Source organism: Kribbella sp. NBC_00482 (assembly GCF_036013725.1).
GTDB lineage: Bacteria > Actinomycetota > Actinomycetes > Propionibacteriales > Kribbellaceae > Kribbella.
Genome location: NZ_CP107881.1, coordinates 8,679,885 through 8,702,945 on the forward strand (window position 1 = coordinate 8,679,885; position 23,061 = coordinate 8,702,945).

A 23,061-nucleotide genomic window follows, 5' to 3' on the forward strand; every position below is an offset into this window, starting at 1 on the left:
TCGAACGGAGTGGGGAGGGTTACTCAGAGGCGTTGCCGATGCGTGGACACCGCATCGGCAGTCGCGTCGAAAGCCTGTTCTGCCAGGGGATAGTCGCGTTGGGCGACGCCTAGATAGATAGCGTCCATGACGATCATCTGGGCGTGCCGGCCGGCCAGTCCCCCGGTGCGGAACGTGACGTCGCGGGCCGCGGTGACCAGCACGATGTCCGCCGCCCGGGCCAGCGGCGACCGGGGATAGTTGGTGATGGCAACAGTCGTAGCGCCTTGCCGGCCGGACCGGGTCATCGGCTCCAGGACCTCGATCGTCTCGCCGCTGTGCGAGATCCCGATCGCGACGTCACCGGTGCCGAGCAGCGCGGAGCTGGCCAGCGCGGTGTGTACGTCGCTCCAGGTGCTCGCACTGCGCCCGATCCGGTGCAGCCGCAACCGCAGGTCCTCGGCGACGGACGCCGACCCCGCCACGGCGTACAGATCGATCCGCCGCGCGTCCGAGATCGCCCGGACGGCCCGCCCGAGCGCGTCGACGTCGAGCGCCGCGACGGTGTCTTCGAGCGCGCGGGTGTCGGCGCGCAGCAGGGTCCGGAGTACGTCGTCCAGCGAGTCGTCCGGACCGACCTCGGAGCCGGTCCCCCGCTCCCAGCTCGGACTGGTCCGACCACTCTCGGCCGCCAACGTCAGCCGCAACTCGGCGTACCCGGACAGACCGAGCGCGAGGCAGAACCGGGTGACGCTCGGCAGCGACGTGCCGCAGCGGGCGGCCAGTTGGCCGATCGTCGACGAGGCGACCGCCGCCGGGTCCCGGAGCACCTCGGCGGCGATCCGCGCCTGCGCCGGGCTGAGCGCCGGCAGCAGACCGTGGATCCGCGCCTCGAGACTCGGCGGTGGCGACTCGACAGCACTCATGTAAACAATTCTCAGAGCAGGTCAACCACAATTACAAGAATTCACACTGTCCGATTCCGGCCACTCGCCAAACGGTGGACTGGTCCGACCAGTCACCTGGTCATTCGGCGGATGGTGAACTGGTCTGACCGGCCGCCGGCGAGTAGTACGTCGATTCGGCCGCTCAGCACGTAGGTGCCGTAGGGCGTGACCGCTGCCGTTGTCGGGCCGGCGACGGGCCAGGGCTCGACCGATCGGACCTGTGCGGTGCGGTAGTTGTCGCGACTGCTCAGCACGGTCGCTTGCTCGACGCCGGGAGCACCGAGCTTGTTGGTGATTGCGATCAGGCGACCGTCGCGCGTGAGCGCCAGGCCGTCTCCGCCGACCAGTGCACTGGTCAGACCAGTAGCCCTGAGTTCACCGCGCGGCGAGATGCGGAACAAGGTGCCGGTGTCGTAGCGGACCGTCAGGAGGTAGCCGGCCGGGTGCCAGACGATGCCGTTGGCGCCGATCGTGTCGCTGCGTAGACGCTCGTCGCGGATCAGGACGGATGCGACGCCTGTCGGTGTGACCTTGTAGATCGCGTCGGATGCCGGGTCCGTGATGTAGGCGTTGCCTGCGGCATCGATCGCGAGGTCGTTGACGCCGTGGTGGCCGCCGGCCGGGTTCAGGCTCGGCGTGTTCAGGTCGATGCGCTGCTCGAGTTGGCCGGTGCGCAGGTTGTAGATGGCGATGCCGGATTGCTTGTAGGTGGTGGCTTCCGACGAGCGTTCACCGTTGCCGATGTCGGCGTACGTGACGAGTACTCGGTTGCGTACGGCGTCGACGTGGAGGCCGAAGGTGGAGACGCCGGGTGCGACGCCGAACGGATGTGGTACGCCGTCGCGGCCGATCACGGAGATCCGGCCGGTCGCCAACGATCCGACCAGGAACGCCCGCCGGGTCGGATCCCACGCGACGCCTTCCGGATACCGATCGCTCGTCCGCCCGTCGATCCGCACAGTCCCGCGCAACACCACAGGAATCGAAGTAGCCACCACCGCGGCGGTGGCCGGGGTGGTTGCGGGCGGGATGGTTGCGGCTGTGGCGGGAAGGGCGGTCGCTAGGGCTAGTAGCACTGTTGTTGGTGCGTGGAATCTCATGGGAGCCTCTCGATGAGCGGATACGAGCACAGAGACTAATCAGAGGTCTGATGGACGTCAATGCATATATCCCCAGCGTCGTTCGTACGATAGGCACCATGCGGATGTCCTTCGACGAACGGCTCGGGAGTCACCTCAAGCGGGTCGAGCAGGAACTGCAGGCGGCGAAGGCGGCCGCGGTGAAGCCGGCCGGGCTCACCGTGCCGCAGTACGCCGCCCTGTCCGTTCTGGACGAGCAGCCGGGTATCTCGGCTGCCGAGCTCGCCCGCCGGTGCCTGGTGACCCCACAGACGATGACGACGATCCTGCGCAACCTGGAGTCAGCCGGCCTGATCGAGCGCACGCCGCATCCACTGCACAGGCATGTCATCGAGACCCGCCCGACCTCAGCGGGCCGGAAGGCTCTCGATCAGGCGGACAAGCGCGCCACCGGCGTCGAGCGCAGACTCGCCGACGCGTTCAGCGAGGAGGAGGCGGAGACTCTCCGCACCCTCCTCGCCCGGGTCTCAGAGACCCTGACAACAGACCCGATCCTGAAGAGCTAGAACAGCGCGGCCATCAGCCGACGGCGGGCCTTGATGACCCGGTCGTCGTCGGCGCCGACGACCTCGAAGAGCTCGAGCAGGTGCAGCCGGACGGTGTTCCGCTCGTCGCCCGCGGTTGCCTGGACCGTGGAGATCAGGCGCGCGAACGCGTCGTCGACATGCCCGCCCATCAGGTCCACGTCGGCCACCAGCAGCTGCGCCTCGACATCCGTCGGGTTGTCGGCCGCCCGCGTCCGGACATCGGCCGGCACGTCCTGCGTACGCTTCACCAGCTGCACGCGAGCCAGCCCCGACTTCGCCTCGGCGTCGCTCGGCGTCTCCTTCAGCAACTCCTCGTACGCCGCGATCGCGCCGTCCAGATCGCCCGCGCCGAGTGCGTTCTCAGCCTTCTCGTACCGCGGGTTAGGAGCCTCTTCCTCCTGCGAAGCGGCCTCGGTCACCGGACCAACAGGCTCGGCGCGCCCGGTGATCCCGTTCGCGACCGCGACCGTCAGCAGCTGGTCGAGGTACTGCCGGACCTCCGGCTCACCGAGGACGCCCTGGAACAGCGGCACCGGCTGACCCCGCAGGATGGCGATGACGGTCGGAACCGCCTGTACGCCGAACGCCTGGGCGACCTGTGGGTTCGCGTCGACGTCGATCCGGGCCAGCAGGAACTTGCCGTCGTACTCGGTCGACAGCTGGGCCAGCACCGCACCGAGGGCGTTCGAGCCCTGCGACCGCGGCGAGTACAGCTCGACCACGACCGGGGCCTGGAGCGACCGCTCGATGACGTCGGCCTGGAAGTTGGCCTCGCCGACCTCCAGCACGTACGCACCTGCGGCGCCACCACCACCCGCTGGAGCACCAGGAGCGCCAGGCGCACCGGCCGGCTTACGGAGGGACGACAGGTCGACCGCCCCTGGACGGGAGAAGTTGGACTGGCTCACCACTGTCCTCGCATTCCGTGCACACTCCGTACGTTCACAGGTCCATCCTCTACGACGCGGCCGACTTGCGCTGCGCCCGGGTCACCATCAGGAGCCGCGCGAGGCCAGCTCGGGTCCCCGCGACCGCCAACCGGGTGCCTACCTGGACCGGTCGTTCGGACGCCGGACTCCACTCCCAGGGCCCGTGCAGATCCTGCCGCGCGAGCACCCGCAGCCCCTCGGCCTCGTTCAGTTCGCCAAGCCGCCGGCCGTCGGCGACGGACCCTGGTTCGACGGTCACCTCGGTCAGCAGCAGCACGCGGCGACCGGCCGGGATCGTCACCTGCTTACGCCGGTTCGCGACCGCGGCCGCGACCGCCGGCGCCACCAGCATCGACACGGACCGGCTGTGGCCGAGGCCCAGCCGCCGCTCGACGCGCTGCGCCAGGTCGTGGTCGAACATCCGCATCGTGATCCGGGCGTCCGGGTTCAGGTCCCGGGCGACCATCGCCGACTCCAGGTTGGTGATGTCGCCGTCGGTGATCGCGAGCACCGACTGACACCGCTGTACGCCGGCCGACCGCAGCGTCTCCTCGTTGCTGCTGTCCCCGATCACGACAGGAATCTTCAGCCGGTGCGCGACCTGGATGCCGGGCGCTTCCTCGTCCTGATCGACGCCGACGACCGCGATGCCCCGCTCGGTGAGGATCTCCAGGACCCGCGCGCCGACCGTACCGAGGCCGCACACCACCACATGGTTGCGCGGCCGCCCCCGGACACCGCCGATGATCCGCGACAGCCGTGCACCGATCAGCGAGTCGACCACGACCGCGGTCAGCAACGCCATCAGCACGATCCCGGTCAGCTGCACCACGACCGACGCGACCTTCACCCACGGGTCCGCCTCGGAGAACGCGTCGTCCTCGATCCCGGCCGACGTCACCGCACCGGCCGCGAGGTAGACCGCCCGCCACCAGTCGATCCCGCCGAAGAAGTGGATGACCGCCGTACCGGCCGCGACCAGGAACGCCATCACCGCGGCGATCTTCCGGACCCGGCTGTCGAGGATGTCGCGGAGCGCCATGAACCAGCCGGCCGGGCGTACGTCGCGGCTGCGCCAGATCGTCCGTACGCCGGTGCCGAGCACGATGTCACCGTCCGGGTCGGCGCTGGCCAGCGGCAGCAACTGCGGCGTCGCGGACGAGGTCGTGTCCGCGAGCACCGTCAGATGCGGCTCACGGATCAGGTCGGCCTGTCCGACGACCACCCGCTGACCGCCGAGCTCCATCCAGGTCAGCTCGTCGTCCTCCAGCGCGTCCGAGACGAACGCGGGCGCGGCCAGCGACGGCCCGTTGATCACCACGCAGTCGCCGAGCAGGCTGTTGAGCTGTTTACTGAGCCGCGGATTCACCATCTGTACGACGATCCGCAGCTCTGGATCCATGTCCCGCGCGGTCAGCGCGGTGTGCACGTTGTGTACGTCGTCGGTGTCCAGCAGAACCAGTGCGCGCGCGGTCGACGGCGTACCGTCGTCGTCGGCGTCGACCCCGGCCCGCCGCAGCAACGACTCGCTGATCACCCGGGCGCCCATCACCGTCGCGCCCAGCTCACCGATCCGGTCGTAATGACGCGAGGCAGGGTTGACGATCGCGGTCACCCGCTCGCCCGAACTCACCAGCTCGGTGACCACCCGCAGCATCGTGCGGTCCGAACCGCAGACCACCACTCGCCGCCCGTCCGGGGATTCGGCAGCACCCCGGGCCTCTCGCCCGGACGGTGGCGGCTCCTCAGAATCGGGCGGGCTCTCGGTACTCTCCCCACTGTTCCCGAAGAACGTGACAGATTTCCCCCATCGTGGCCTCCGCACGCACTGCCTCCAGCATGGGCTCGATCAGGTTGCCAGTGCCGCTGGCCGCCTCCACCAGAGCCGACAGCGTACGCCGTACCAGGTCCTCGTCGCGGTGCGCCTTGCGTTCGGCGAGAACACGGCACTGCTCGACCTCGACCTCGTGCGAGACCCGGAGGATCTCCAGCTCGCCGGACACGGTGTCGGTGAGCGTGTTGACGCCGACGATCTTCTTCTCGCTCTTCTCGAGCTTCTGCTGGTACTCGAACGCGGCGTCGGCGATCTCGGCCATGAACCAGCCGTCCTCGATCCCGCGCAGGATGCCGCCGGTCATCGTCTCGTCCGGGCTCATCTCCTTGATCCGCGCGAAGATGGCCTCGGCCTCGGCCTCGATCTCGTCGGTCAGCGCCTCGACGAACCAGGACCCGCCGAGCGGGTCGGCGACGTTCGTGACGCCGATCTCCTCCATCAGCACCGACTGGGTCCGCAGCGCGATCTCGGCGGACTCCTCACTCGGCAGCGCCAGCGTCTCGTCGAGCGCGTTGGTGTGCAGCGAGTTCGTCCCGCCGAGTACGGCGGCCAGCGCCTCGACAGCCGTCCGTACGACGTTGTTGTACGGCTGCTGCGCCGTGAGCGACACCCCGGCCGTCTGCGTGTGGAAGCGGAGCCACTGCGCCTTGTCGGTCTTGGCGCCGTACACGTCCCGCAGCCAGCGGGCCCAGATCCGGCGGGCGGCGCGGAACTTCGCGATCTCCTCGAAGAAATCCAGGTGGCTGTCGAAGAAGAACGACAGGCCCGGCGCGAACACGTCGACGTCGAGCCCGCGGGAGAGCCCGAGTTCGACGTACCCGAAGCCGTCGGCGAGCGTGTAGGCGAGCTCCTGCGCGGCGGTCGAGCCGGCCTCGCGGATGTGGTAGCCGGAGACGCTCAGCGGCTTGTACGCCGGGATCGTGGTCGCGCAGTACTCCATCAGGTCGCCGATGAGGCGCAGGTGCGGCTCCGGCGGGAAGAGCCACTCCTTCTGGGCGATGTACTCCTTGAAGATGTCGGTCTGCAGCGTCCCGTTCAGCTTGGAGATGTCCGCGCCCTGGCGCTCGGCGGCGACCAGGTACATGCAGAAGGCCGGCACGGCCGGACCGGAGATCGTCATCGACGTGGTGACGTCCTGGAGCGGGATGTCCTTGAACAGCCGGTCCATGTCGACGGCCGAGTCGATCGCGACGCCGCAATGGCCGACCTCGCCGAGCGACTTCGGCTCGTCGGAGTCGCGGCCCATCAGCGTCGGCATGTCGAACGCGACGGACAGGCCGCCGCCACCGCCGTTCAGGATCATCTTGTAGCGCTCGTTGGTCTGCTCGGCGTTCCCGAAGCCGGCGAACTGGCGGATCGTCCAGGTGCGGCCGCGGTAGCCGGTCGCGTACAGACCGCGGGTGAACGGGAACTCCCCAGGCCAGCCGATCCGCTCCATCCGCGGGTCGGCGACGCCCTCGGGCGGTCCGTACACCGGCTCGACCTCGGTGCCGGACAGCGTGGTGAAATCCGCCTCCCGCTTGCGCGCGGCGTCGTACCGCTGCTGCCACCGGCTGCGGCCGGCCGCGATCTGCTCGGCATCCATCAGTCAGACCTCCTAGGGAACTGGTCCCAAAATACTAGGACGTCCAACTATTTCCAACCGACGCGGACGCCCAGGCCATCACAATTGCCGTCCCGACGACCCGTCCCGCGGGAGCGGCGGCGAGTCGGTCGATTGTGATGGCCTGGGGATCCGCCTGGTCAGTTGAAGTCGCCGGCGTTGTGGCGGAGGGGCTCGAGGACGGACCAGAGCATCTTGAGTTGGTCGTCGGTCAGGCCGGACAGGGCGAAGTCGGCGGCGACCAGGTCGGAGGTGGCGCGTTCGACCAGGTCACGGCCCTCGGCGGTGATCTCGCAGAGCACCGCGCGGCCGTCGTCCGGGTGCGGCGTCCGGGTCACCAGCCCGGCCGCCTCGAGCCGGCGGACGATCGAGGTCACCGACGTCGGGTGCACCTGCAGCCGCTCCCCCATCTTCCCGAGCGGCAGCGACCCGCGCCGGGAGAAGGTCAGCAGCACCAGGGCCTCGAACCGGGCGAACGTCAGCCCGTGCCTGCGGAGGAGTTCGTCCAGCTCGTTGATCACGATCTGCTGCGCCCGCATCAGCGACGTCACGGCCCGCATCTGCTCGACGGCGCCCCACCGCCGCCCCCACTGCCGCGACGCCTCGTCGATCGGATCGAACGGCAACGCCCTCTTCCTGGCCATGAGCGGAACCTTAGCTCCACACTGTTCTGACCATGTCGAGACTCAGAGATTCGGACTTTCCTGTCCTCGGGACGGATGCGCCCGCGGAGCAGCTGATCAGTATTCGCTTTCGCTGGTACGCCGCGCAGGCCCGGCGCGCCCGCATCTGGTACCGGGCCCTCGGTACCGTGCAACTCGCCGCCGCCGTGGTGATCGCGATCTCGGTGGCCATCAAGGCGCCCATCTGGCTCGCGCCGGCGCTCGGTGGCGTGATCGCGCTGGCCGAGGGGATCCGGACGTTGTTCGGGTTCAAGGACTCGTACCCGACGTACACGCGGACCGCGCAGCAGCTGCGGAACGAGGCCTGGCTCTACTCGCAGAAGGCCGGCCGCTATGCCAAGGCCGGCGAACCGGTGAAGTTGCTCGCCGAGCGCGTGGTCGAGATCAGCTATTCCGAGACCCAGGACTGGGAGGCTGCGCTGAAGGCGCGGAGCGTCTGAAACTGTCGGCAGGCTCTGACAGGGTGCGGACATGAGATTTCTGGAGCACGTGCGGGCCGAGAGCGCCCGGCTCGGCGAGGTCGCGCGGATCGGGCTCGACGCCGCCGTGCCCAGTTGTCCGGGGTGGACGGTGGACGACGTGGTGCGGCACGTCGCGATGGTGTACGTCCACAAGGTCGAGGTGCTGAAGCTCGGCGCCCTCCCCGACCCGTGGCCGCCGGACTTCAGCGGGCGCGCTTCGCTGGAGTGGTACGACGACGCACGCACGGCGATCGTCGACGCCCTGGAAGCGGCCGGGACCGAGACGCCGACGTGGACGTTCAGCCCGCGCGACGGCACGTCCGCGTTCTGGTACCGGCGGATGGCGCACGAGACCGTGATCCATCGGATCGATGTCGAGCAGGCGCACGACGTCGTCTCACCGATCGACGTCGAGCTGGCCCTCGACGGGATCGACGAGGTTCTCTATCCGACGCTCGGCGGACCGTGGTGGGAGGAGGGCGACACCGCCTACCCGCTCGACGCGGCCGTTCGGCTGACCGCGGGCGGCCGATCCTGGACCGTGTACGCCGACGCGACGAGTGTCGACGTACGGGAAGGGGCTGAGGGGGATGCGGCGGCGGAGATCTCCGGGGATCCGGCGCAGGTGTACCTGTGGTTGTGGGGGCGAGCCGGTGATGCCGCGATCGAGACGGCCGGCGATCCGGATGTCGTGCGGGCGTTCCGCGGACGGCTTTCGGAGGCGTCGCAATGACAATGTCCTCTTGGGGGCGGGCTGTTCGTTCCTTTCACGAGAGACCAGAGTGGTCTCAGCGAGAAGGAGGACTCCGATGGCGCAGTACCTTGCACTGACCTACACCGCTGACGTCGACTGGTGGGCGCCCGAGCAGGCCGAGGAGCTGGCCGAGTACCGGAGGTTCGGCGTCGAGTTCGCCGAGCAGGTGAAGGCGAGCGCCGTACTGCATCCGACCTCGACGGCGACGGTCGTCCGGGTCGAGGGCGCCCGCGGCGGGCCGGTGGTCACCACCGACGGGCCGTACGCCGAGACCAAGGAAGCGCTGACCGGCTACTACCTGATCGAGGCCGAGGACCTCCAGGAGGCGGTCCGGATCGCGGCCGAGATCCCGGCGGCCTGGGGAGGCGCCGTCGAGGTCCGCCCGGTGATCGTGGCCAAGTAGGTCTAGGTAGATCCAGTTCCGTGAACGAGCGGGCCAAGTTGAACGAGCGGTATGGCGCGGTCGCCGAGACGATCCGGATCGAGGGGACGCGGATTCTTGCGACCCTGATCCGGACCGTCGGCAACGTCCAGCTCGCCGAGGACGCCGTCCAGGAGGCGGCGCTGGCGGCGCTCGGTGCGTGGCCGGTGACCGGCGTACCGCCCGAGCCGCGCGCCTGGCTCACCGTGACCGCCCGCCGGAAGGCGATCGACATCATCCGTCGCGAGCAGGCCCGCGACACCAAGGAGCGCGACGGCGCCGACCTGATCGAGCTGACCAAGCGTGAGGTTGAGACCGAAGACGTCGTTCAGGACGATCTGCTGCGGCTGATCTTCACCTGCTGCCACCCGTCGCTGTCCCCTCCGACCCGCGTCGCTCTCGCGCTCCGCACCCTCTGCGGCCTCTCCCCCGCACAGATCGCCGGCGTCCTGCTGACGACCGAGGTCGCCACCACGAAGCGGCTGGTCCGCGCACGGCAGAAGATCGCCGCCGCGCGCATCCCGTACCGCGTTCCGGCCGAGGCCGAGCTACCCGAACGGCTGCCCGCGGTCTGTGCCGTCATCCATAGCCTCTACACGGCGGGACATGCACCGGCCGAGGGCGACGCGGCGTACGACGTCGACCTGTGTGCGGAGGGGATCCGGCTGGCCGAGCTTCTGCACTCGCTCCTCCCCGATCAGCCGACCCCGACGGCGCTGCTGGCGCTCCTGCTCCTGACCGAGGCGCGTCGACCGGCCCGCGTCGACGACGCCGGCGAGGTGGTGACACTCGATCTGCAGGACCGCTCGTTGTGGGATCAGGACCTCATCCGCCGTGGCGTCGCGCTCCTCAACGACTCGCTGGAGCGGTCCGCTCGGCAGGCCGACGCATATCAGTTGCAGGCCGCGATCGCGGCCGAGCACGCACGCGTCCCCAGCTACACCGCGACCGACTGGCGCGAGATCGTCCGGCTGTACGACCTGCTGGTCGAGGTCTCCCCCAGCCCCGCCGCCGAGCTCGCCCGCGTCGTCGCGATCGCCGAAACCGGTGCCGTCGACATGGCCCTCAAGCTGCTCGACGAGATCCCGCCCAGCTCACGCCGGCACGCCGTACGCGGCGAACTCCTGGCCCGCCGCTCCCGCTATGCCGAAGCCGCCGACGAACTCCAGCAAGCGCTGAACACAGCTCCGCCCAACCACCCCGAACGCCCCCACCGAGAACGCCGCCGTAATCACTTCCGACAGCTCGCCGACTCCAGGAAGACGTGAGGATTACTCGTTGTCGGTCCAGTTGCCGCGTTCGCTGTTGAAGATGGACTTCGAGGCGGACGAGGACTGTGGCGGCGTGGGGCGGGATGTCGACTGTGCGGCCGCCGGGGCCGGGGTGCTCGCGCTGACCTCCTGCGCCGAGTCCATCCCGATCGGGCCGGTGCCGTCGTCGTCGGAGTCCTCGTCGCCCTGCAGTACGTCGACGCTCGCGGAGGCCCGCAGGCCGGTGCGCTGGATGACGCGCTGAATGGTGAGGTCGCGGTCGTCGGGCCGGCTGACCCACTTGATCTCGCGGAAACCCTGGTCCTGCGCGGCCGACTCGAAGACGAAGTGGCCGTAGCCGAGCATCCGCCCGATGATCGGCTTCTGCAGCGTGATGTCGAGGACCCGGGCGATCGGGGTGGTCGCGACGGTCTGCGAGAAGACGCCGCGGATGCGCATGACCCGCATGTTGGTGACCACGAAGCGGTCCCGATGCTGGGTGAGGAACTGCCAGAAGGCATGACTGAGCAGCACCAGGACGATCGCCAGCAGCACCGGCTGCCCGCCGATCGCGGTGGTGGCCATGGTGAGCAGCAGCGCCGCCGCGAGCACGACCTCGAGCATCGGCACCGTGAACACCACCCAGTGGTGCCGAACCTCGTCGATGACGACTTCGCCCTCGTCCGAGATCAGATGGCGCCGGACCTTCGGGTCGAAGATCCGGAACAGGCCTATTCCGGCCATCCGTTCACTCCCCTGTCACGCTGTTGTGTGACCCCGTACGACTCAAGTGTCCCGCACGACGACGTGCAACGGCACACTCGAACGGCAGATCAGCTGAACAGCGCACTCAGGAAGGTGATGACGCTTCCGAACGCGTCACCAACGGCCGAGAACGCGCCCCCTACCGCTCCCGCGGCGTTGGCCGGCTGAGTGAACAGGTAAAAGCCGGCAAAGGCGATGAGCGACCAGATCAACAGCTTCTTCGGCATGTCGCTACTCCTTGTTCCTAACCACTCGGTCGACTGTGTTTGAGTTTGTATCACGGACCGTGACCAATTGTCACTGACTGAACACAGCCCACCGCACAATGCTCACCAGCTACAAGGTCCATTCTGTAACGGATCCGGGGGCACGGCACCCATCGGCGCGCCGCCCTGAGACGCGGATCGCCGTACCCGGTGGAAATTCTGCGGCATTTGCCCGAAATCGGAACAACTTTCGGTGAACGAAATGGAAAGACACCATGTGACACTACGTGGTCGATTGTTCCACGGCGAGACAAGTGTCACAAAGCAGCGATCAACTCGTCCGCCGCCGAATAGGGGTCGGTCCCGCCGTCCGCGACCTTCGCCGCGAGGACGTCGAGCCGCGCGTCGCCGTGCAGGTGCGCGAACCGGGCCCGCAGCGCCGTCGTGGCGATCGCCTCGATCTCGTCGCGCGCGCGGCTGCGGCGACGTTCGGTCAGTACCCCGTTGCCGCGCATCCATTCCAGCCGGTCCTCGATCGCCTGCACCACCTCGGCGATCCCCTCGTTGCGGGAAGCGACCGTCTTGAGGATCGGCGGCAACCAGGCGCCCTCGGACCGCTCGGCCAGCGCCAGCATCGACCGGAGGTCCCGGGTGACCGACTGGACGCCGTCCCGGTCCGCCTTGTTCACGACGTAGATGTCGCCGACCTCGAGGATCCCGGCCTTGGCCGCCTGGATGCCGTCGCCCATACCCGGCGCGAGCAGGACCAGCGTGGTGTCCGCCATCCCGGCGATCTCCACCTCGGACTGCCCGACCCCGACCGTCTCCACCAGCACCACGTCGAACCCGGCCGCGTCCAGCACCCGCAGGGCCTGCGGCGTCGACCACGACAACCCGCCGAGATGCCCGCGGGACGCCATCGACCGGATGAACACCCCGCGGTCGGTCGCATGGTCCTGCATCCGCACCCGGTCCCCGAGCAGCGCACCGCCGGAGAAAGGCGACGACGGGTCCACCGCGAGTACGCCGACCCGCTTCCCGGTCTCGCGGTACGCCGATACCAGGGCCGACGTCGACGTCGACTTGCCGACGCCGGGCGAGCCCGTGATGCCGACGATGTGCGCGTGACCGGCGTGCGGCGCCAGTTCGGCCATCACCTCGCGCAGCAGCGGGGACTCGTCCTCGACCAGCGAGATCAGCCGCGCGACAGCCCGGGCGTCACCCTCCCGGGCCCGCACGACCAGCTCACCGACCGGCGCCGTACGTCGTGACATCAGTTCTCTGTCAGCTCTGGGGCACACGAACAATCAGGGCGTCACCTTGACCGCCGCCGCCGCACAGGGCAGCCGCGCCGACACCACCGCCGCGCCGACCGAGCTCGAGCGCCAGGTGCAGCACGAGGCGGGCGCCGGACATCCCGATCGGGTGGCCGAGCGCGATCGCGCCGCCGTTCACGTTCACCTTGTCGTCGCCGACCTGCAGTTCGCGGGCGGACGCGATCCCGACCGCCGCGAACGCCTCGTTGATCTCGATCAGGTCGAGGTCGGCGGGCTGGATGCCTTCCTTCGCGCAGGCCTTCGCGATCGCGTTGGCCGGCTGGCTCTGCAGCGACGAGTCCGGCCCGGCGACCGAGCCGTGCGCGCCGATCTCGGCGATCCAGCTGAGCCCGAGCTCCTCGGCCTTCGCCTTGCTCATCACGACAACGGCGCAGCCGCCGTCGGAGATCTGCGACGCCGAACCGGCCGTGATCGTGCCGTCCTTGCCGAACGCCGGCCGCAGCTTGCCCAGCACCTCGACCGACGTGTCACCGCGGACACCTTCGTCGCTGTCCACCACGATCGGGTCGCCCTTGCGCTGCGGCACCTCGACCGGGACGACCTCGTCGGCGAAGAGGCCGTTCTTCCAGGCCTCGGCGGCACGCTGGTGCGAACGGGCGCTGAACTCGTCCTGCTCCGCGCGGCTCAGCTTCTGGCGTTCGTTGTTCGCCTGGTCCGTGAGCGCGCCCATGGCCTGGTCGGTGAACGCGTCCCACAACCCGTCGTACGCCATCGAGTCGACCAGCGTGGTGTCGCCGTACTTGAAACCCTCGCGGGACTTCGGCAGCAGGTGCGGCGCGTTCGTCATCGACTCCATGCCGCCGGCGACGACGACGTCGTACTCGCCGGCGCGGATCAGCTGGTCGGCGAGCGCGATCGCGTTCAGCCCGGACAGGCAGACCTTGTTGATCGTGATGGCCGGCACGTCCATCGGGACGCCGCCCTTGACCGCGGCCTGGCGGGCGGTGATCTGACCGCCGCCGGCCTGCAGGACCTGGCCCATGATCACGTACTCGACCTGGTCCGGCGCGATGCCGGCCTTCTCGAGTGCGCCCTTGATCGCGAACCCGCCGAGCTCTGCTCCGGTAAAGCCCTTGAGGCCACCCAGCAACCGCCCGATCGGGGTCCGTGCACCGGCGACGATGACGCTGTGGTTCCGCGTGTCAGACATGCCGTCACGATACCTGCGACCGCACTGGTACGCCGCTGCTCGCTGACGTCAGACGGGTCACACGGATCGTGTCGACTGGGCCACTTTCGATGGCCTCGCCCGCAGGGTCTGCGCCACGCTGACGGGATGGATCAGCTGTTCGACGCGATCGACCACGTCGGTATCGCGGTGCCCGACTTCGACGAGGCCGTCCGGTACTACGCCGACGTGTTCGGCATGACCGTGGCGCACGAGGAGATCAACGAGGAGCAGGGCGTCCGGGAGGCGATGCTCTCGGTCGGCGACTCGGGTTCCTCGATCCAGTTGCTGGCGCCGCTGTCGGACGCCTCCCCGATCGCGAAGTTCCTCGACCAGCGCGGCCCGGGCATCCAGCAGCTGGCCTACCGGGTCAGCGATCTCGACGCGGTCTCCAAGGTCCTGCGTGAGCGCGGCGCCCGCCTGCTGTATGACGAGCCGAAACGCGGCACCGCCGGCTCCCGCGTCAACTTCGTGCACCCGAAGTCGGCCGGCGGGGTCCTGGTCGAACTCGTGGAGCCATCAACCTCCCACGCGGGGTGACGGCGCGCTTATTCGAGTCTCCTCGGACTCGTTGGCGGACTACTCTGATCGAGTGCTGAAGGACAGCGCCACCGACTCCTTGCACGGTGCGCCGGCCGGATTCCTGCACGACGCCTTTGTCCACGTGTCGGACGAGGAGTTCGTGCAGCGCTCGGTTGCGCTCGTACAGGAGGGTCTGGCGGCGGGGGAAACCATCGTGGCCGTGCTACCGCCGGAGCGGATCGCCGTACTGCGCGACGCTCTGGGACCGCTGCACCATGAGGTCCGTTTCAACGACATGACCGTTGCCGGGGGCAACCCTGCGCGGCTGATCCCGTACTGGCGCGGTGTCATCGAGCAGCACCCTGGACCGGTGCGCGGGCTCTGTGAACCGGCGTACCCGGGCCGGAGCGCGACGGCGTACGACGAGGTGCTGCTGCACGAGGCGCTGTCCGACATCGCGTTCGCGCAGGACCGGGCGTTCCGGCTGTACTGCGCGTACGAGGCGTCCGTCGGCATCGACCCGACGGTGACGCACTCCGGCGCGGAGGCCCTTGCGGAGAAGGAGTTCCGGACCGCGCTCGACGACATACCGGATCGGGCCGAGCGGTGGGAGTTCGGGCCCGACGAGCTCGGGCAGATCCGGCAGTGGCTGAGCGGTCAGGCGGCGTCGCACGGCGTGTCGAGGGACCGGCTCGAGGACCTGTCGCTGGCGTTGCACGAGATCTGCACGAACAGCATCCGGTTCGGCGGTGGGCGCGGGCGGCTGGCGGTGTGGATCGCCGACGGGACGCTGATCTGCGACGTACTGGACTGCGGCCGGATCGACGACCTGCTCGTCGGACGGGTCCTGCCGCCGCTGGACGGGCTCGGCGGGCGGGGCGTCTGGCTCGCCAATCAGCTGTGCGACCTGACGCAGGTGCGGTCCGGGGACGACTTCACCCAAGTACGGCTCCACACCAGACTGCGTTGATAAGACCACTGACAACGGTGGACTGCAAAAGTGACGGTCGTCTCAACCGTCGCTCCCTGTGTTACAGGGCACAGCCACGGGCGCATACTCAACGGTAAGTTCCGCTCACCACGACCGCCGCTTCAGGAGGTTACGACGTGAAGCAGATCCTCGACGCGATCCTTGCCGGTGACAGCGCCGCCGTCGGCGAGCTCGACGTACCGGACCATTACCGCGGAATCACCGTGCACGCCGACGAGGCCGCGATGTTCGACGGGCTGGACAGCAAGGAGAAGGATCCGCGCAAGAGTCTGCACCTCGACGACGTACCGACGCCCGAGCTCGGGCCGGGTGAGGCGCTGGTCGCGGTGATGGCCAGCGCGATCAACTACAACACCGTCTGGACGTCGATCTTCGAGCCGGTGTCGACCTTCTCGTTCCTGAAGCGGTACGGGAAGCTGTCGCCGCTGACGGCCCGGCACGACCTGCCGTACCACGTGGTCGGCTCCGACCTGGCGGGCGTCGTACTGCGGACCGGACCGGGCGTGAACGCGTGGAAGCCGGGCGACGAGGTGGTCGCGCACTGCCTGTCGGTCGAGCTGGAGTCGCCGGACGGGCACAACGACACGATGCTCGACTCCGAGCAGCGGATCTGGGGCTTCGAGACGAACTTCGGCGGTCTCGCCGAGATCGCGCTGGTGAAGTCGAACCAGCTGATGCCGAAGCCGGCCCACCTGACGTGGGAGGAAGCGGCGTCGCCCGGGTTGGTGAACAGCACGGCGTACCGGCAACTGGTGTCCGCGAACGGCGCCAACATGAAGCAGGGCGACGTGGTGCTGGTCTGGGGTGCGTCCGGCGGTCTGGGTTCCTACGCGACGCAGTTCGCGCTGAACGGCGGGGCGATCCCGGTGTGCGTGGTGTCGTCGCCGGAGAAGGCGGAGATCTGCCGCGCGATGGGCGCCTCGCTGATCATCGACCGGTCGGCCGAGGGGTACAAGTTCTGGAAGGACGAGCACACCCAGGACCAGAAGGAGTGGAAGCGGTTCGGGGCGCGGATCCGGGAGCTGACCGGCGGGGACGACCCCGACATCGTGTTCGAGCACCCGGGCCGGGAGACCTTCGGGGCCTCGGTGTACGTCGCGCGGCGCGGCGGGACGATCGTGACCTGCGCGTCCACGTCGGGGTTCATGCACGAGTACGACAACAGGTACCTGTGGATGAACTTGAAGCGAATCATCGGCTCGCATTTCGCCAATTACCGCGAGGCCTGGGAGGCCAACCGGCTGATCGCCAAGGGCATGGTGCACCCGACGGTCAGCAAGGTCTACCCGCTCGAGGACACCGCGCAGGCGGCGTACGACGTGCACCGCAACCTCCACCAGGGCAAGGTCGGCGTCCTGACCCTGGCCCCGGCCGAAGGCCTCGGCGTCCGCGACCCTGCCCTGCGCGAGGAACATCTGGACGCCATTAATCGCTTCCGCAACAGGTAGTTGCCCCGGTCGCCCGATTGGCTGGTTTCGGGTGGGTTCTGACAGGCTTATGGTGGGGGATTCACGCTGAGCCGCCAGAAGGGAACCTCGGGAGAATGCCTGACGAGTCGAGCCTGCCGTTCTTCGACCGCACAGCGACTGCGGCCGGGGGTTTCCCGGTCAGTCGCCGCGGATACGACAAGCAGGCCGTGGACGACTATGTCCGCGCACTGGAGATGCAACTCGTCGAGGCACGCAACCGCGCCGACGGGCTGCAGCAGAGTGTCGCGCCGATGCAGCACCAGCTTGCGGAGACGCGGCGCCAGCTCGAGGCCAGCGCCAACCCGTCGTACGCCGGGCTCGGCGACCGGGCCGCGCAGATCCTCCGGCTCGCCCAGGACCAGGCGTCCGAGGCGCTCGAGGAGGCCAAGCGCGAGGCCGAGGAGCTCCGCGCGAACGCGGCCAAGGAGGCGGCCGCGGCGCGGGCGACCGGTGACCGCGAGGCCGAGGACATCCGGACCGTCGCGCTCAACGAGGCGGACAGCATGCGCCGTACCGCCGAGGGCGACGCGGGCGAGCTGCGGCGTACGGCGGAGACCGAGGCCGCCGAGGTACTGCAGGCGGCCCGGCGGAAGGCCGAGCAGCTGCAGCTGACCGCCGAGTCGCAGTCGAGCACGCTGAAGAACGGCGCGCTGCACGAGGCCGAGAAGATCCGGACCGCGATCCAGCGCGAGTCGGCGGCGCTGCGCGCGCGGCTGGCGGACGAGCGCGAGCAGCAGGCCAAGGAGCTGGCCGACAAGCACCAGCAGATCGCGGCCGACACCGACAGCCTGACCACCCAGATGAAGGAGGCCGCCGAGGCGTCCGAGCGCCGGGTGGCCGAGGCGACCGAGCAGGCCCGCAAGATCCGCGCCGAGGCCGAGGAGTCGGCCGAGCGGACGCTGTCGCGGTCCCGCCGGGAAGCCGAGCAGCTGCTGACCACCGCGCGGACCCGCGCCGAGGCCGAGCTGGCGAACGCCGCCGACGAGGCGGAGCGGTCCCGTACCGTCGTCGCCCGCGAGACCGAGCGTCTGGCGAAGCGGCGCGACGGCATCCTCACCCAGATCGCCGGCCTGAACGAGATCGCCAGCAACATCGCGCGTCAGGCCGCCGAATTGGACTCCGAGACCGCCGCGGCCCCGTACGTGAACCCGTTCGCGCGGCCGACCGAATCCCCCCGGCCCTCGCTCGATGCGCCCGGTACTGGCGCCGGCAGCCCCTTCGCCGCCGAGTCCTCAACCTCGTTCCCCACCGCCCCGAGCACCTTCGAGTCCTCGGCCCCCAGCTCAACGCCGTCGGGCCCGGCACCCCTTGGCTCGACCGCGGCCGGGTCGGCCTCGCTTGGCTCGACCCCGGCCGGCTCGGATTCGCTCGGCTCGAGTGCGGCTGGGTCGGATTCGCTCGGCTCGGCTCCGGCGGGGTCCGGTTCGGCGGACGACTCGGGCTCGGACTTCGGGGATGGCGAGAGCCCGTTCCCGGCGGCGACGCCGGCTGACAACCCGTTCCCGGGTGCGACGCCGGCCGCGGGATCCTCGCGTGAGTCGTCGTACGACACCGAGGGACCGTTCACCGGTTCCAGCCCGTTCGTCGGCATCGGCGCCGGGGACGCCCGCGTCGACGAGACCCGGATCGACACCGGCCTGCGCATCGACCCGAAGGACGCCGGCGACCTCGCCCGCCAGACTGGCAAGACCGCCGGCGGCCCGGCCGACCCTGCTGCCGACGCCGCCGATCTCGCCGAGCTTGCTGCGCTCGCCGATGACGACGACCTCGCCGACACCTCCGACGCCGCCAAGGTCTCGGACGGCGACGAGGAGCCGAAGGACTCGACGATGGTGGACGAGTTCCGGCTGGGTGACCTCGCGAACGAGCAGACTCGGGGCCAGAAGCGGCGCTCCAGCTCGGCGAAGTCCTCCGACGGCGAGTCGCCCGCGGACGACAAGACCGATGCGGCCACCTCGAGCGCGCGATCCCCGAAGGACAAGATGTGACGTCATCCGGCGACGACAACTCCACAGCGACCCCCGACAAGGACCTTGCCGACGCCACGCGCGCAGCGAAGTCTGCCGCCGCGGAAGCCCAGGCCGCCGCCGACAAGAGCGAACAATCCGCAGCCGACGCCGCCACCTCGGCCAAGTCAGCAGACGCATCCGCCGAGAAAGCCGACGACTCCGCGGACAAGGCAGACGCATCCGCCGACAAGGCCGACGCCTCTGCTGACAAGGCCGACGGGTCTGCCGACGAAGCCGACGTCGCTGCTGACAAAGCGGATGAGGCTGCCGAGGTGGCCGACGACGCGGCTGACAAGGCTGCTGCTGCCGAGCAGGCGGACCACAGCGACACCAACATCGCGGACGAACTGCTGATCGAAGAGCGGCACCCGTCGGTCGGTATGGGTGAGCCGGGTGCGCCGCTGCGCCGCGGAAACCCGTTCACGTTCGGGTTCTTAGCGGCACTCGGCGTACTCGTCGCCCTGGGTCTGTGGAACGCCGCCGGCCAGGCCCGCTCGGTTTTGATCCTGCTCCTGGTCTCGATGTTCATCGCGGTCGGCCTGAACCCGCTGGTCGAGTGGTTCATGCGCCGCGGGCTGAAGCGCGGGCTGTCCGTCGGCGTGGTGTTCCTGCTGATGATCCTCGCGGTCGCCGGCGTCGCCGTCGCGATCGTCCCGGTCGTCTCGGACCAGATCAACAGCCTGATCAAGAACGCTCCCGAGTGGCTCGACCTGCTGACCAAGTCGAAGACGCTCAACGAACTGGACAACAAGTACCACTTCATCCAGAAGGCGCAGGACTACATCCAGGACCCGGCGCTGGCGCAACGCGCGTTCGGCGGGATCCTCGGCGTCGGCAAGGTGGTCGCGGGCGCTCTGTTCAACACGTTCACGATCCTGGTGCTGACGCTGTACTTCCTCGCCTCGCTCCCCTCGGTGAAGCGTGCGGCGTACAGCCTGGTCCCCAGCACCCGTCGTACCCGCGTCTCGATCCTCGGCGACGAGGTCCTCGGCCGGGTCGGCGGCTACGTCAGCGGCCAGTTCCTGGTGGCGCTGACCGCCGGCGTGATGATGTTCATCTTCCTGGAGATCATCGGGCTGCGCGAGTACGCCGTGGCGCTGGCGATCGTGGTGATGTTCTGCGACTTCATCCCGATGGTCGGCGGCCTGATCGGCGTCGTCGTGGTCTCGCTGATCGGCTTCACCGGCGGCGTCGGGATCGGCATTGCCTGCCTGATCTACGGCGTCATCTACCAGCAGGTCGAGAACTACTTCGTGGCGCCGAAGATCATGCGCCGAGCCGTCGACATCCCCGGCGCCGTCACCGTCATCGCCGCCCTCCTCGGCGGCGCGCTCCTCGGCGTGGTCGGCGCCCTCCTCGCCATCCCCTCAGCCGCCGCCATCCTCCTCATCATCCGAGAAGTCTGGGTCCGCAAAGCCGACGCCTCCTAGCAGGCGTATTCGAGGGCGGCGCACAACTTTGCTGTGCGCCGCCCTCGTAACGTCGCGGTCCGCCCGAGAGCTAAACGGGCTGCTTGCCGGCCCTTCGAGCAGGACGCGTCGCCCGAACTGGACGATCAGCTGCCTGTGGTGCGGTCTGAGGTTTCTTCCGGCGGCTGTTCTTAGGTGCGGTCACCTCGACCAGTTGCAGGGATCGGCCGTCGTCCAGGCGGATGACTAGGTCGTGGGCGAACTCTTGCCTGGCCTGTCGCATCACCTTCGCGCCGGCCGCGTCCTCGGCGGCCGCCTGGACCAACTGCGAGACACGTTGGTGCGAGACGCCGAGCACACTGCTCACGTCCCTCACTGGAACGCTGGCGTCCGTCAAGGCCGACGCGACCTCCCGGGTGAGTTCGGCAACCAGCGCCTCGAGTTCCTTCGCCCGGCGACGCAGACCGTCGACCAGCGTCTTGGCCTCGAGCAGATCCCGCCCATCGGCCTCGATACCAGCCACCTCGACCGCAACCTTCGAGAGCGGTACGTCGGTCGACACCGCGATGTACTCCCGAGCCATCCGCTCTACCTCGTCCAGCCGCCGAGCCTGCGTCACCCCGCCAAGCTCCGGAACCGCCACCATCCACCAACGCTCATCCCGACTAACCGTCACCTCGTACGTCTTCACCGCTCCGCCTCCTCGCACTCAGCAAGTGCCCTGTCGACCTTTCGGACGACACCCGGCGAGATCACCCGGTGGCCATCCGGCAACACGAACGCGTGCTGACCGCAGGAACACTCGTACAAGCTGTGTGACCCTTCCGTCCTGACCCGCCGCCACCCGGCGTCCCTGAACGCCTTCACGATCTTCCGCGTCGGCTGCTCACTGACCATTATTTTAGGCTAGCCATCTAGACACTTTCAAGGCAAATTGCCTAGACGAATCCGGTGATGCCGTTGGTGCTGAAGGACCAGGCCGCTGCTGGCGGGTTGTTGGGCCGGGGGCGGGTTGTAGGGGGTCAGCGGTGAAACAACCCGCTAGCGGGCGGCCGCGTGGACCGTTGGGCGGGTGGTCAGGTGGTGACGTCGAGGATGAAGTGTTGGGCGGGGGTTAGGCGGGTGTAGGTGTTCAGGCGGATGTAGGTTTGCTGGTTGAGTTGTTGGGGGTGGTGGCGGCGGGTGAAGTAGGAGTGCAGGGCTCGGCGGGGGTTGTTGGTTTGGTTCTTGGTGCCGCCGTGCCAGAGGTGGCTGTTGAAGATGACGACCGTGCCGGCTGTGCCGGTCAGCTGGATTTGGTCGGGGTGGTCGGCGCCCGGGTTGGGCATCTCGTCGCCGGGCATGGTGCCTCGGCGGTGGGATCCGGGGACTACCCGGGTGGCGCCGTTCGACGGGGTGAAGTCGTCGAGGAGCCAGATCGAGTTGCAGACTTCGTACTCGCCCGGCTGGACGGGATGTCCGAAGTCCGCATGCAGGCCCTGGTGCCCTTCACCGGGGAGGGCCGCGCGACTGTTGAGGGACGAGAGCTTGAACTCGCCGAGGACGTGCTGCATCGCCGCCAGCACCCGCGGGTGACTGAAGCACACCTCGAACCTTGGATCCTTGTTCACCAGATCCGCCAACCGGTCCGTTCCCCGCTCCTGATGCACCTCGAGGCCGGCCCGATCCCCCTCGGCCGCCGTCAGTTCGGCCAGCCGTTCGTTGATCGCGGCCACCTCGTCCGCCGTCAGGATCCCTTTCAGCGGAAGGAATCCGTCGCGGTCGAGCTGGTCCTTCTCGTCCTGCGTGAGTACGTCGTCGGTGACGCCGAGCTCGCGTAATGCGGTCGCCATATCCATCGCAGTGCTCCTTCACAAGATGCACGAATCGATGCCAGCATCGTTCCGACGTACCCGCGAATCAATGCAGGAGGCGACAGAGCTTATGCACAAATCGCCACGGCTGCTCGGCGCCGGCGTACACACCGCCGCGCCCGGCAAGGACTACCCGTCACACGCGCACACCTCATGGGAGCTCGTGTACTACGTTCGCGGCCGGATCACCTGCCCCGTCGGCGACGAGACGTACGACGCCACGCCCGGGACCGTCCTCCTCACGCCACCGCACACCTGGCACGCCGAGCAGAGCCGCACCGGGTACGCGAACCGCTTCCTCCAGGTCGACGCCGCAACCACCCACCCGTGGCCGCGTCTGTGCTACGACGACACCGACCACACCCTGCGCCGCGTCTTCGATGCCCTCGTCCGCGAAACCGAGAGCGAGGACCTCCGCTCGCTCCTCCTCGCCGAACTCGACCTCCGCCTCCGCCGCGCCGCGGCCGCCCCGCCCAGGACGCCCGCTGAACAACTCGTCGCCCAAGCCGAGCAGCTCTTCGAGGAACGCTTCGCGGCCGGTCTCCGCATAGCACACGTCGCAGCCGACCTCGGCGTCTCGCAGTCGGGCCTCCGGGCTGCATTCACCCGGCTCCGCAACACCAGCCCGCAGGCCGCCCTGCAGGCAGTACGCCTACGCCACGCGCTGGCCCACATCCGCAACTCGAACCTGCCGCTCCAAGCAGTAGCCGACCTGACCGGCTACCACTCAGTCAGCCACCTCACCCGCCACATCAAAGCCGCCACCGGCTCCCCACCCGGCGCCCTCCGTATCAACGGCGCATAA

At 68.9% G+C, this 23,061-nt stretch carries 23 protein-coding genes; 11 read left to right on the forward strand and 12 right to left on the reverse strand.

What is annotated here, in order from left to right:
• Window positions 1–23: 23 nt before the first annotated feature.
• Window positions 24–905, reverse strand: a complete 882-nt coding sequence (locus OHB24_RS41745) for a MurR/RpiR family transcriptional regulator (protein ID WP_327636511.1) — start codon at window positions 903–905, stop codon at window positions 24–26.
• A gap of 92 nt (window positions 906–997) precedes the next feature.
• Window positions 998–1,900: a hypothetical protein gene (locus tag OHB24_RS41750; RefSeq protein WP_327636512.1), complete on the reverse strand. Its 903-nt coding sequence runs from the start codon at window positions 1,898–1,900 to the stop codon at window positions 998–1,000.
• A 224-nt stretch (window positions 1,901–2,124) separates the two neighbouring features.
• On the opposite strand from OHB24_RS41750, the gene OHB24_RS41755 reads away from it, so the two are divergent.
• Window positions 2,125–2,571 (forward strand): MarR family winged helix-turn-helix transcriptional regulator, encoded by a 447-nt coding sequence (locus tag OHB24_RS41755; RefSeq protein ID WP_327636513.1) that lies wholly within the window; start codon window positions 2,125–2,127, stop codon window positions 2,569–2,571.
• Here the strand turns inward: OHB24_RS41755 and OHB24_RS41760 are convergent.
• The 4 genes from OHB24_RS41760 to OHB24_RS41775 form a co-directional block, all read right to left on the reverse strand.
• The gene (locus OHB24_RS41760) at window positions 2,568–3,500 is read right to left on the reverse strand and encodes a tetratricopeptide repeat protein (RefSeq protein ID WP_327636514.1); all 933 of its coding nucleotides are present in this window, start codon (window positions 3,498–3,500) and stop codon (window positions 2,568–2,570) included. The genes OHB24_RS41755 and OHB24_RS41760 overlap by 4 nt on opposite strands.
• A 49-nt stretch (window positions 3,501–3,549) precedes the next feature.
• Window positions 3,550–5,346, reverse strand: coding sequence for an NAD-binding protein (locus OHB24_RS41765; protein ID WP_327636516.1), 1,797 nt, complete (start codon window positions 5,344–5,346; stop codon window positions 3,550–3,552).
• Complete coding sequence (locus OHB24_RS41770) at window positions 5,267–6,940, reverse strand: acyl-CoA mutase large subunit family protein (RefSeq protein WP_327636518.1); 1,674 nt, start codon at window positions 6,938–6,940, stop codon at window positions 5,267–5,269. Before OHB24_RS41770 ends, OHB24_RS41765 begins: the two co-directional genes overlap by 80 nt.
• Before the next feature lie 158 nt (window positions 6,941–7,098).
• Window positions 7,099–7,602 carry a MarR family winged helix-turn-helix transcriptional regulator gene (locus tag OHB24_RS41775; RefSeq protein WP_327636519.1) on the reverse strand — a complete coding sequence of 168 codons (504 nt, stop codon included), beginning with the start codon at window positions 7,600–7,602 and terminating at the stop codon, window positions 7,099–7,101.
• Between the two features lie 32 nt (window positions 7,603–7,634).
• Here OHB24_RS41775 and OHB24_RS41780 point away from each other — a divergent pair, with 32 nt between their 5' ends.
• From OHB24_RS41780 to OHB24_RS41795, 4 genes are all read left to right on the forward strand, one after another.
• Window positions 7,635–8,081, forward strand: a complete 447-nt coding sequence (locus tag OHB24_RS41780; RefSeq protein ID WP_327636520.1) for a DUF4231 domain-containing protein — start codon at window positions 7,635–7,637, stop codon at window positions 8,079–8,081.
• 31 nt (window positions 8,082–8,112) lie between these two features.
• Window positions 8,113–8,835, forward strand: coding sequence for a maleylpyruvate isomerase family mycothiol-dependent enzyme (locus OHB24_RS41785; RefSeq protein WP_327636521.1), 723 nt, complete (start codon window positions 8,113–8,115; stop codon window positions 8,833–8,835).
• Between the two features lie 76 nt (window positions 8,836–8,911).
• A complete protein-coding gene (locus OHB24_RS41790) occupies window positions 8,912–9,259 on the forward strand; it encodes a YciI family protein (protein ID WP_327636522.1) in 348 nt (115 codons plus the stop codon).
• Window positions 9,260–9,297: 38 nt separating this feature from the next.
• Window positions 9,298–10,545, forward strand: a complete 1,248-nt coding sequence (locus tag OHB24_RS41795; RefSeq protein WP_327636523.1) for an RNA polymerase sigma factor — start codon at window positions 9,298–9,300, stop codon at window positions 10,543–10,545.
• A gap of 3 nt (window positions 10,546–10,548) precedes the next feature.
• Here the strand turns inward: OHB24_RS41795 and OHB24_RS41800 are convergent, their stop codons facing one another.
• The 4 genes from OHB24_RS41800 to OHB24_RS41815 all read right to left on the reverse strand — a co-directional run bounded on the left by OHB24_RS41800 (window position 10,549) and on the right by OHB24_RS41815 (window position 13,985).
• Entirely contained in the window at window positions 10,549–11,271 is a 723-nt protein-coding gene (locus OHB24_RS41800; RefSeq protein WP_327636524.1) for a PH domain-containing protein, read from the reverse strand.
• Window positions 11,272–11,360: 89 nt separating this feature from the next.
• Window positions 11,361–11,519: a hypothetical protein gene (locus tag OHB24_RS41805; RefSeq protein ID WP_327636525.1), complete on the reverse strand. Its 159-nt coding sequence runs from the start codon at window positions 11,517–11,519 to the stop codon at window positions 11,361–11,363.
• A 296-nt stretch (window positions 11,520–11,815) separates the two neighbouring features.
• Window positions 11,816–12,772 (reverse strand): methylmalonyl Co-A mutase-associated GTPase MeaB, encoded by a 957-nt coding sequence (gene meaB / locus OHB24_RS41810; protein WP_327636526.1) that lies wholly within the window; start codon window positions 12,770–12,772, stop codon window positions 11,816–11,818.
• Window positions 12,773–12,782: 10 nt separating this feature from the next.
• Window positions 12,783–13,985, reverse strand: a complete 1,203-nt coding sequence (locus OHB24_RS41815) for an acetyl-CoA C-acetyltransferase (protein WP_327636527.1) — start codon at window positions 13,983–13,985, stop codon at window positions 12,783–12,785.
• A 126-nt stretch (window positions 13,986–14,111) separates the two neighbouring features.
• Between OHB24_RS41815 and mce the strand changes: the two genes are divergently transcribed.
• From mce to OHB24_RS41840, 5 genes are all read left to right on the forward strand, one after another.
• Window positions 14,112–14,543: a methylmalonyl-CoA epimerase gene (gene mce, locus OHB24_RS41820; protein WP_327636528.1), complete on the forward strand. Its 432-nt coding sequence runs from the start codon at window positions 14,112–14,114 to the stop codon at window positions 14,541–14,543.
• A 52-nt stretch (window positions 14,544–14,595) separates the two neighbouring features.
• The gene (locus tag OHB24_RS41825; protein ID WP_327636529.1) at window positions 14,596–15,495 is read left to right on the forward strand and encodes a sensor histidine kinase; all 900 of its coding nucleotides are present in this window, start codon (window positions 14,596–14,598) and stop codon (window positions 15,493–15,495) included.
• 137 nt (window positions 15,496–15,632) lie between these two features.
• The gene (ccrA, locus tag OHB24_RS41830) at window positions 15,633–16,964 is read left to right on the forward strand and encodes a crotonyl-CoA carboxylase/reductase (protein ID WP_327636530.1); all 1,332 of its coding nucleotides are present in this window, start codon (window positions 15,633–15,635) and stop codon (window positions 16,962–16,964) included.
• 95 nt (window positions 16,965–17,059) lie between these two features.
• Window positions 17,060–18,973, forward strand: coding sequence for a transposase (locus OHB24_RS41835; protein WP_327636531.1), 1,914 nt, complete (start codon window positions 17,060–17,062; stop codon window positions 18,971–18,973).
• Entirely contained in the window at window positions 18,970–20,424 is a 1,455-nt protein-coding gene (locus OHB24_RS41840) for an AI-2E family transporter (protein ID WP_327636532.1), read from the forward strand. Before OHB24_RS41835 ends, OHB24_RS41840 begins: the two co-directional genes overlap by 4 nt.
• Before the next feature lie 70 nt (window positions 20,425–20,494).
• Here OHB24_RS41840 and OHB24_RS41845 read toward each other — a convergent pair whose 3' ends face one another.
• Both OHB24_RS41845 and OHB24_RS41850 read right to left on the reverse strand, forming a co-directional pair.
• On the reverse strand, window positions 20,495–21,094 hold the full coding sequence (locus OHB24_RS41845) for a type II toxin-antitoxin system HicB family antitoxin (RefSeq protein WP_327636533.1): 600 nt from the start codon (window positions 21,092–21,094) through the stop codon (window positions 20,495–20,497).
• Between the two features lie 385 nt (window positions 21,095–21,479).
• Complete coding sequence (locus tag OHB24_RS41850) at window positions 21,480–22,241, reverse strand: phytanoyl-CoA dioxygenase family protein (protein WP_327636534.1); 762 nt, start codon at window positions 22,239–22,241, stop codon at window positions 21,480–21,482.
• Window positions 22,242–22,326: 85 nt separating this feature from the next.
• Here OHB24_RS41850 and OHB24_RS41855 point away from each other — a divergent pair, with 85 nt between their 5' ends.
• Entirely contained in the window at window positions 22,327–23,061 is a 735-nt protein-coding gene (locus OHB24_RS41855) for an AraC family transcriptional regulator (protein ID WP_327636535.1), read from the forward strand.

What these genes read in the sequence shown, in the direction of transcription:
- OHB24_RS41775 (WP_327636519.1), bottom strand. Translation starts at nt 7,602, where the DNA reads ATGGCCAGGAAGAGGGCGTTGCCGTTCGATCCGATCGACGAGGCGTCG.
- OHB24_RS41815 (WP_327636527.1), bottom strand. Translation starts at nt 13,985, where the DNA reads ATGTCTGACACGCGGAACCACAGCGTCATCGTCGCCGGTGCACGGACC.
- OHB24_RS41850 (WP_327636534.1), bottom strand. Translation starts at nt 22,241, where the DNA reads ATGGATATGGCGACCGCATTACGCGAGCTCGGCGTCACCGACGACGTA.
- OHB24_RS41835 (WP_327636531.1), top strand. Translation starts at nt 17,060, where the DNA reads ATGCCTGACGAGTCGAGCCTGCCGTTCTTCGACCGCACAGCGACTGCG.
- OHB24_RS41780 (WP_327636520.1), top strand. Translation starts at nt 7,635, where the DNA reads ATGTCGAGACTCAGAGATTCGGACTTTCCTGTCCTCGGGACGGATGCG.
- OHB24_RS41785 (WP_327636521.1), top strand. Translation starts at nt 8,113, where the DNA reads ATGAGATTTCTGGAGCACGTGCGGGCCGAGAGCGCCCGGCTCGGCGAG.
- OHB24_RS41800 (WP_327636524.1), bottom strand. Translation starts at nt 11,271, where the DNA reads ATGGCCGGAATAGGCCTGTTCCGGATCTTCGACCCGAAGGTCCGGCGC.
- meaB (WP_327636526.1), bottom strand. Translation starts at nt 12,772, where the DNA reads ATGTCACGACGTACGGCGCCGGTCGGTGAGCTGGTCGTGCGGGCCCGG.
- OHB24_RS41805 (WP_327636525.1), bottom strand. Translation starts at nt 11,519, where the DNA reads ATGCCGAAGAAGCTGTTGATCTGGTCGCTCATCGCCTTTGCCGGCTTT.
- mce (WP_327636528.1), top strand. Translation starts at nt 14,112, where the DNA reads ATGGATCAGCTGTTCGACGCGATCGACCACGTCGGTATCGCGGTGCCC.
- OHB24_RS41855 (WP_327636535.1), top strand. Translation starts at nt 22,327, where the DNA reads ATGCACAAATCGCCACGGCTGCTCGGCGCCGGCGTACACACCGCCGCG.
- OHB24_RS41790 (WP_327636522.1), top strand. Translation starts at nt 8,912, where the DNA reads ATGGCGCAGTACCTTGCACTGACCTACACCGCTGACGTCGACTGGTGG.
- OHB24_RS41770 (WP_327636518.1), bottom strand. Translation starts at nt 6,940, where the DNA reads ATGGATGCCGAGCAGATCGCGGCCGGCCGCAGCCGGTGGCAGCAGCGG.
- OHB24_RS41745 (WP_327636511.1), bottom strand. Translation starts at nt 905, where the DNA reads ATGAGTGCTGTCGAGTCGCCACCGCCGAGTCTCGAGGCGCGGATCCAC.
- OHB24_RS41755 (WP_327636513.1), top strand. Translation starts at nt 2,125, where the DNA reads ATGCGGATGTCCTTCGACGAACGGCTCGGGAGTCACCTCAAGCGGGTC.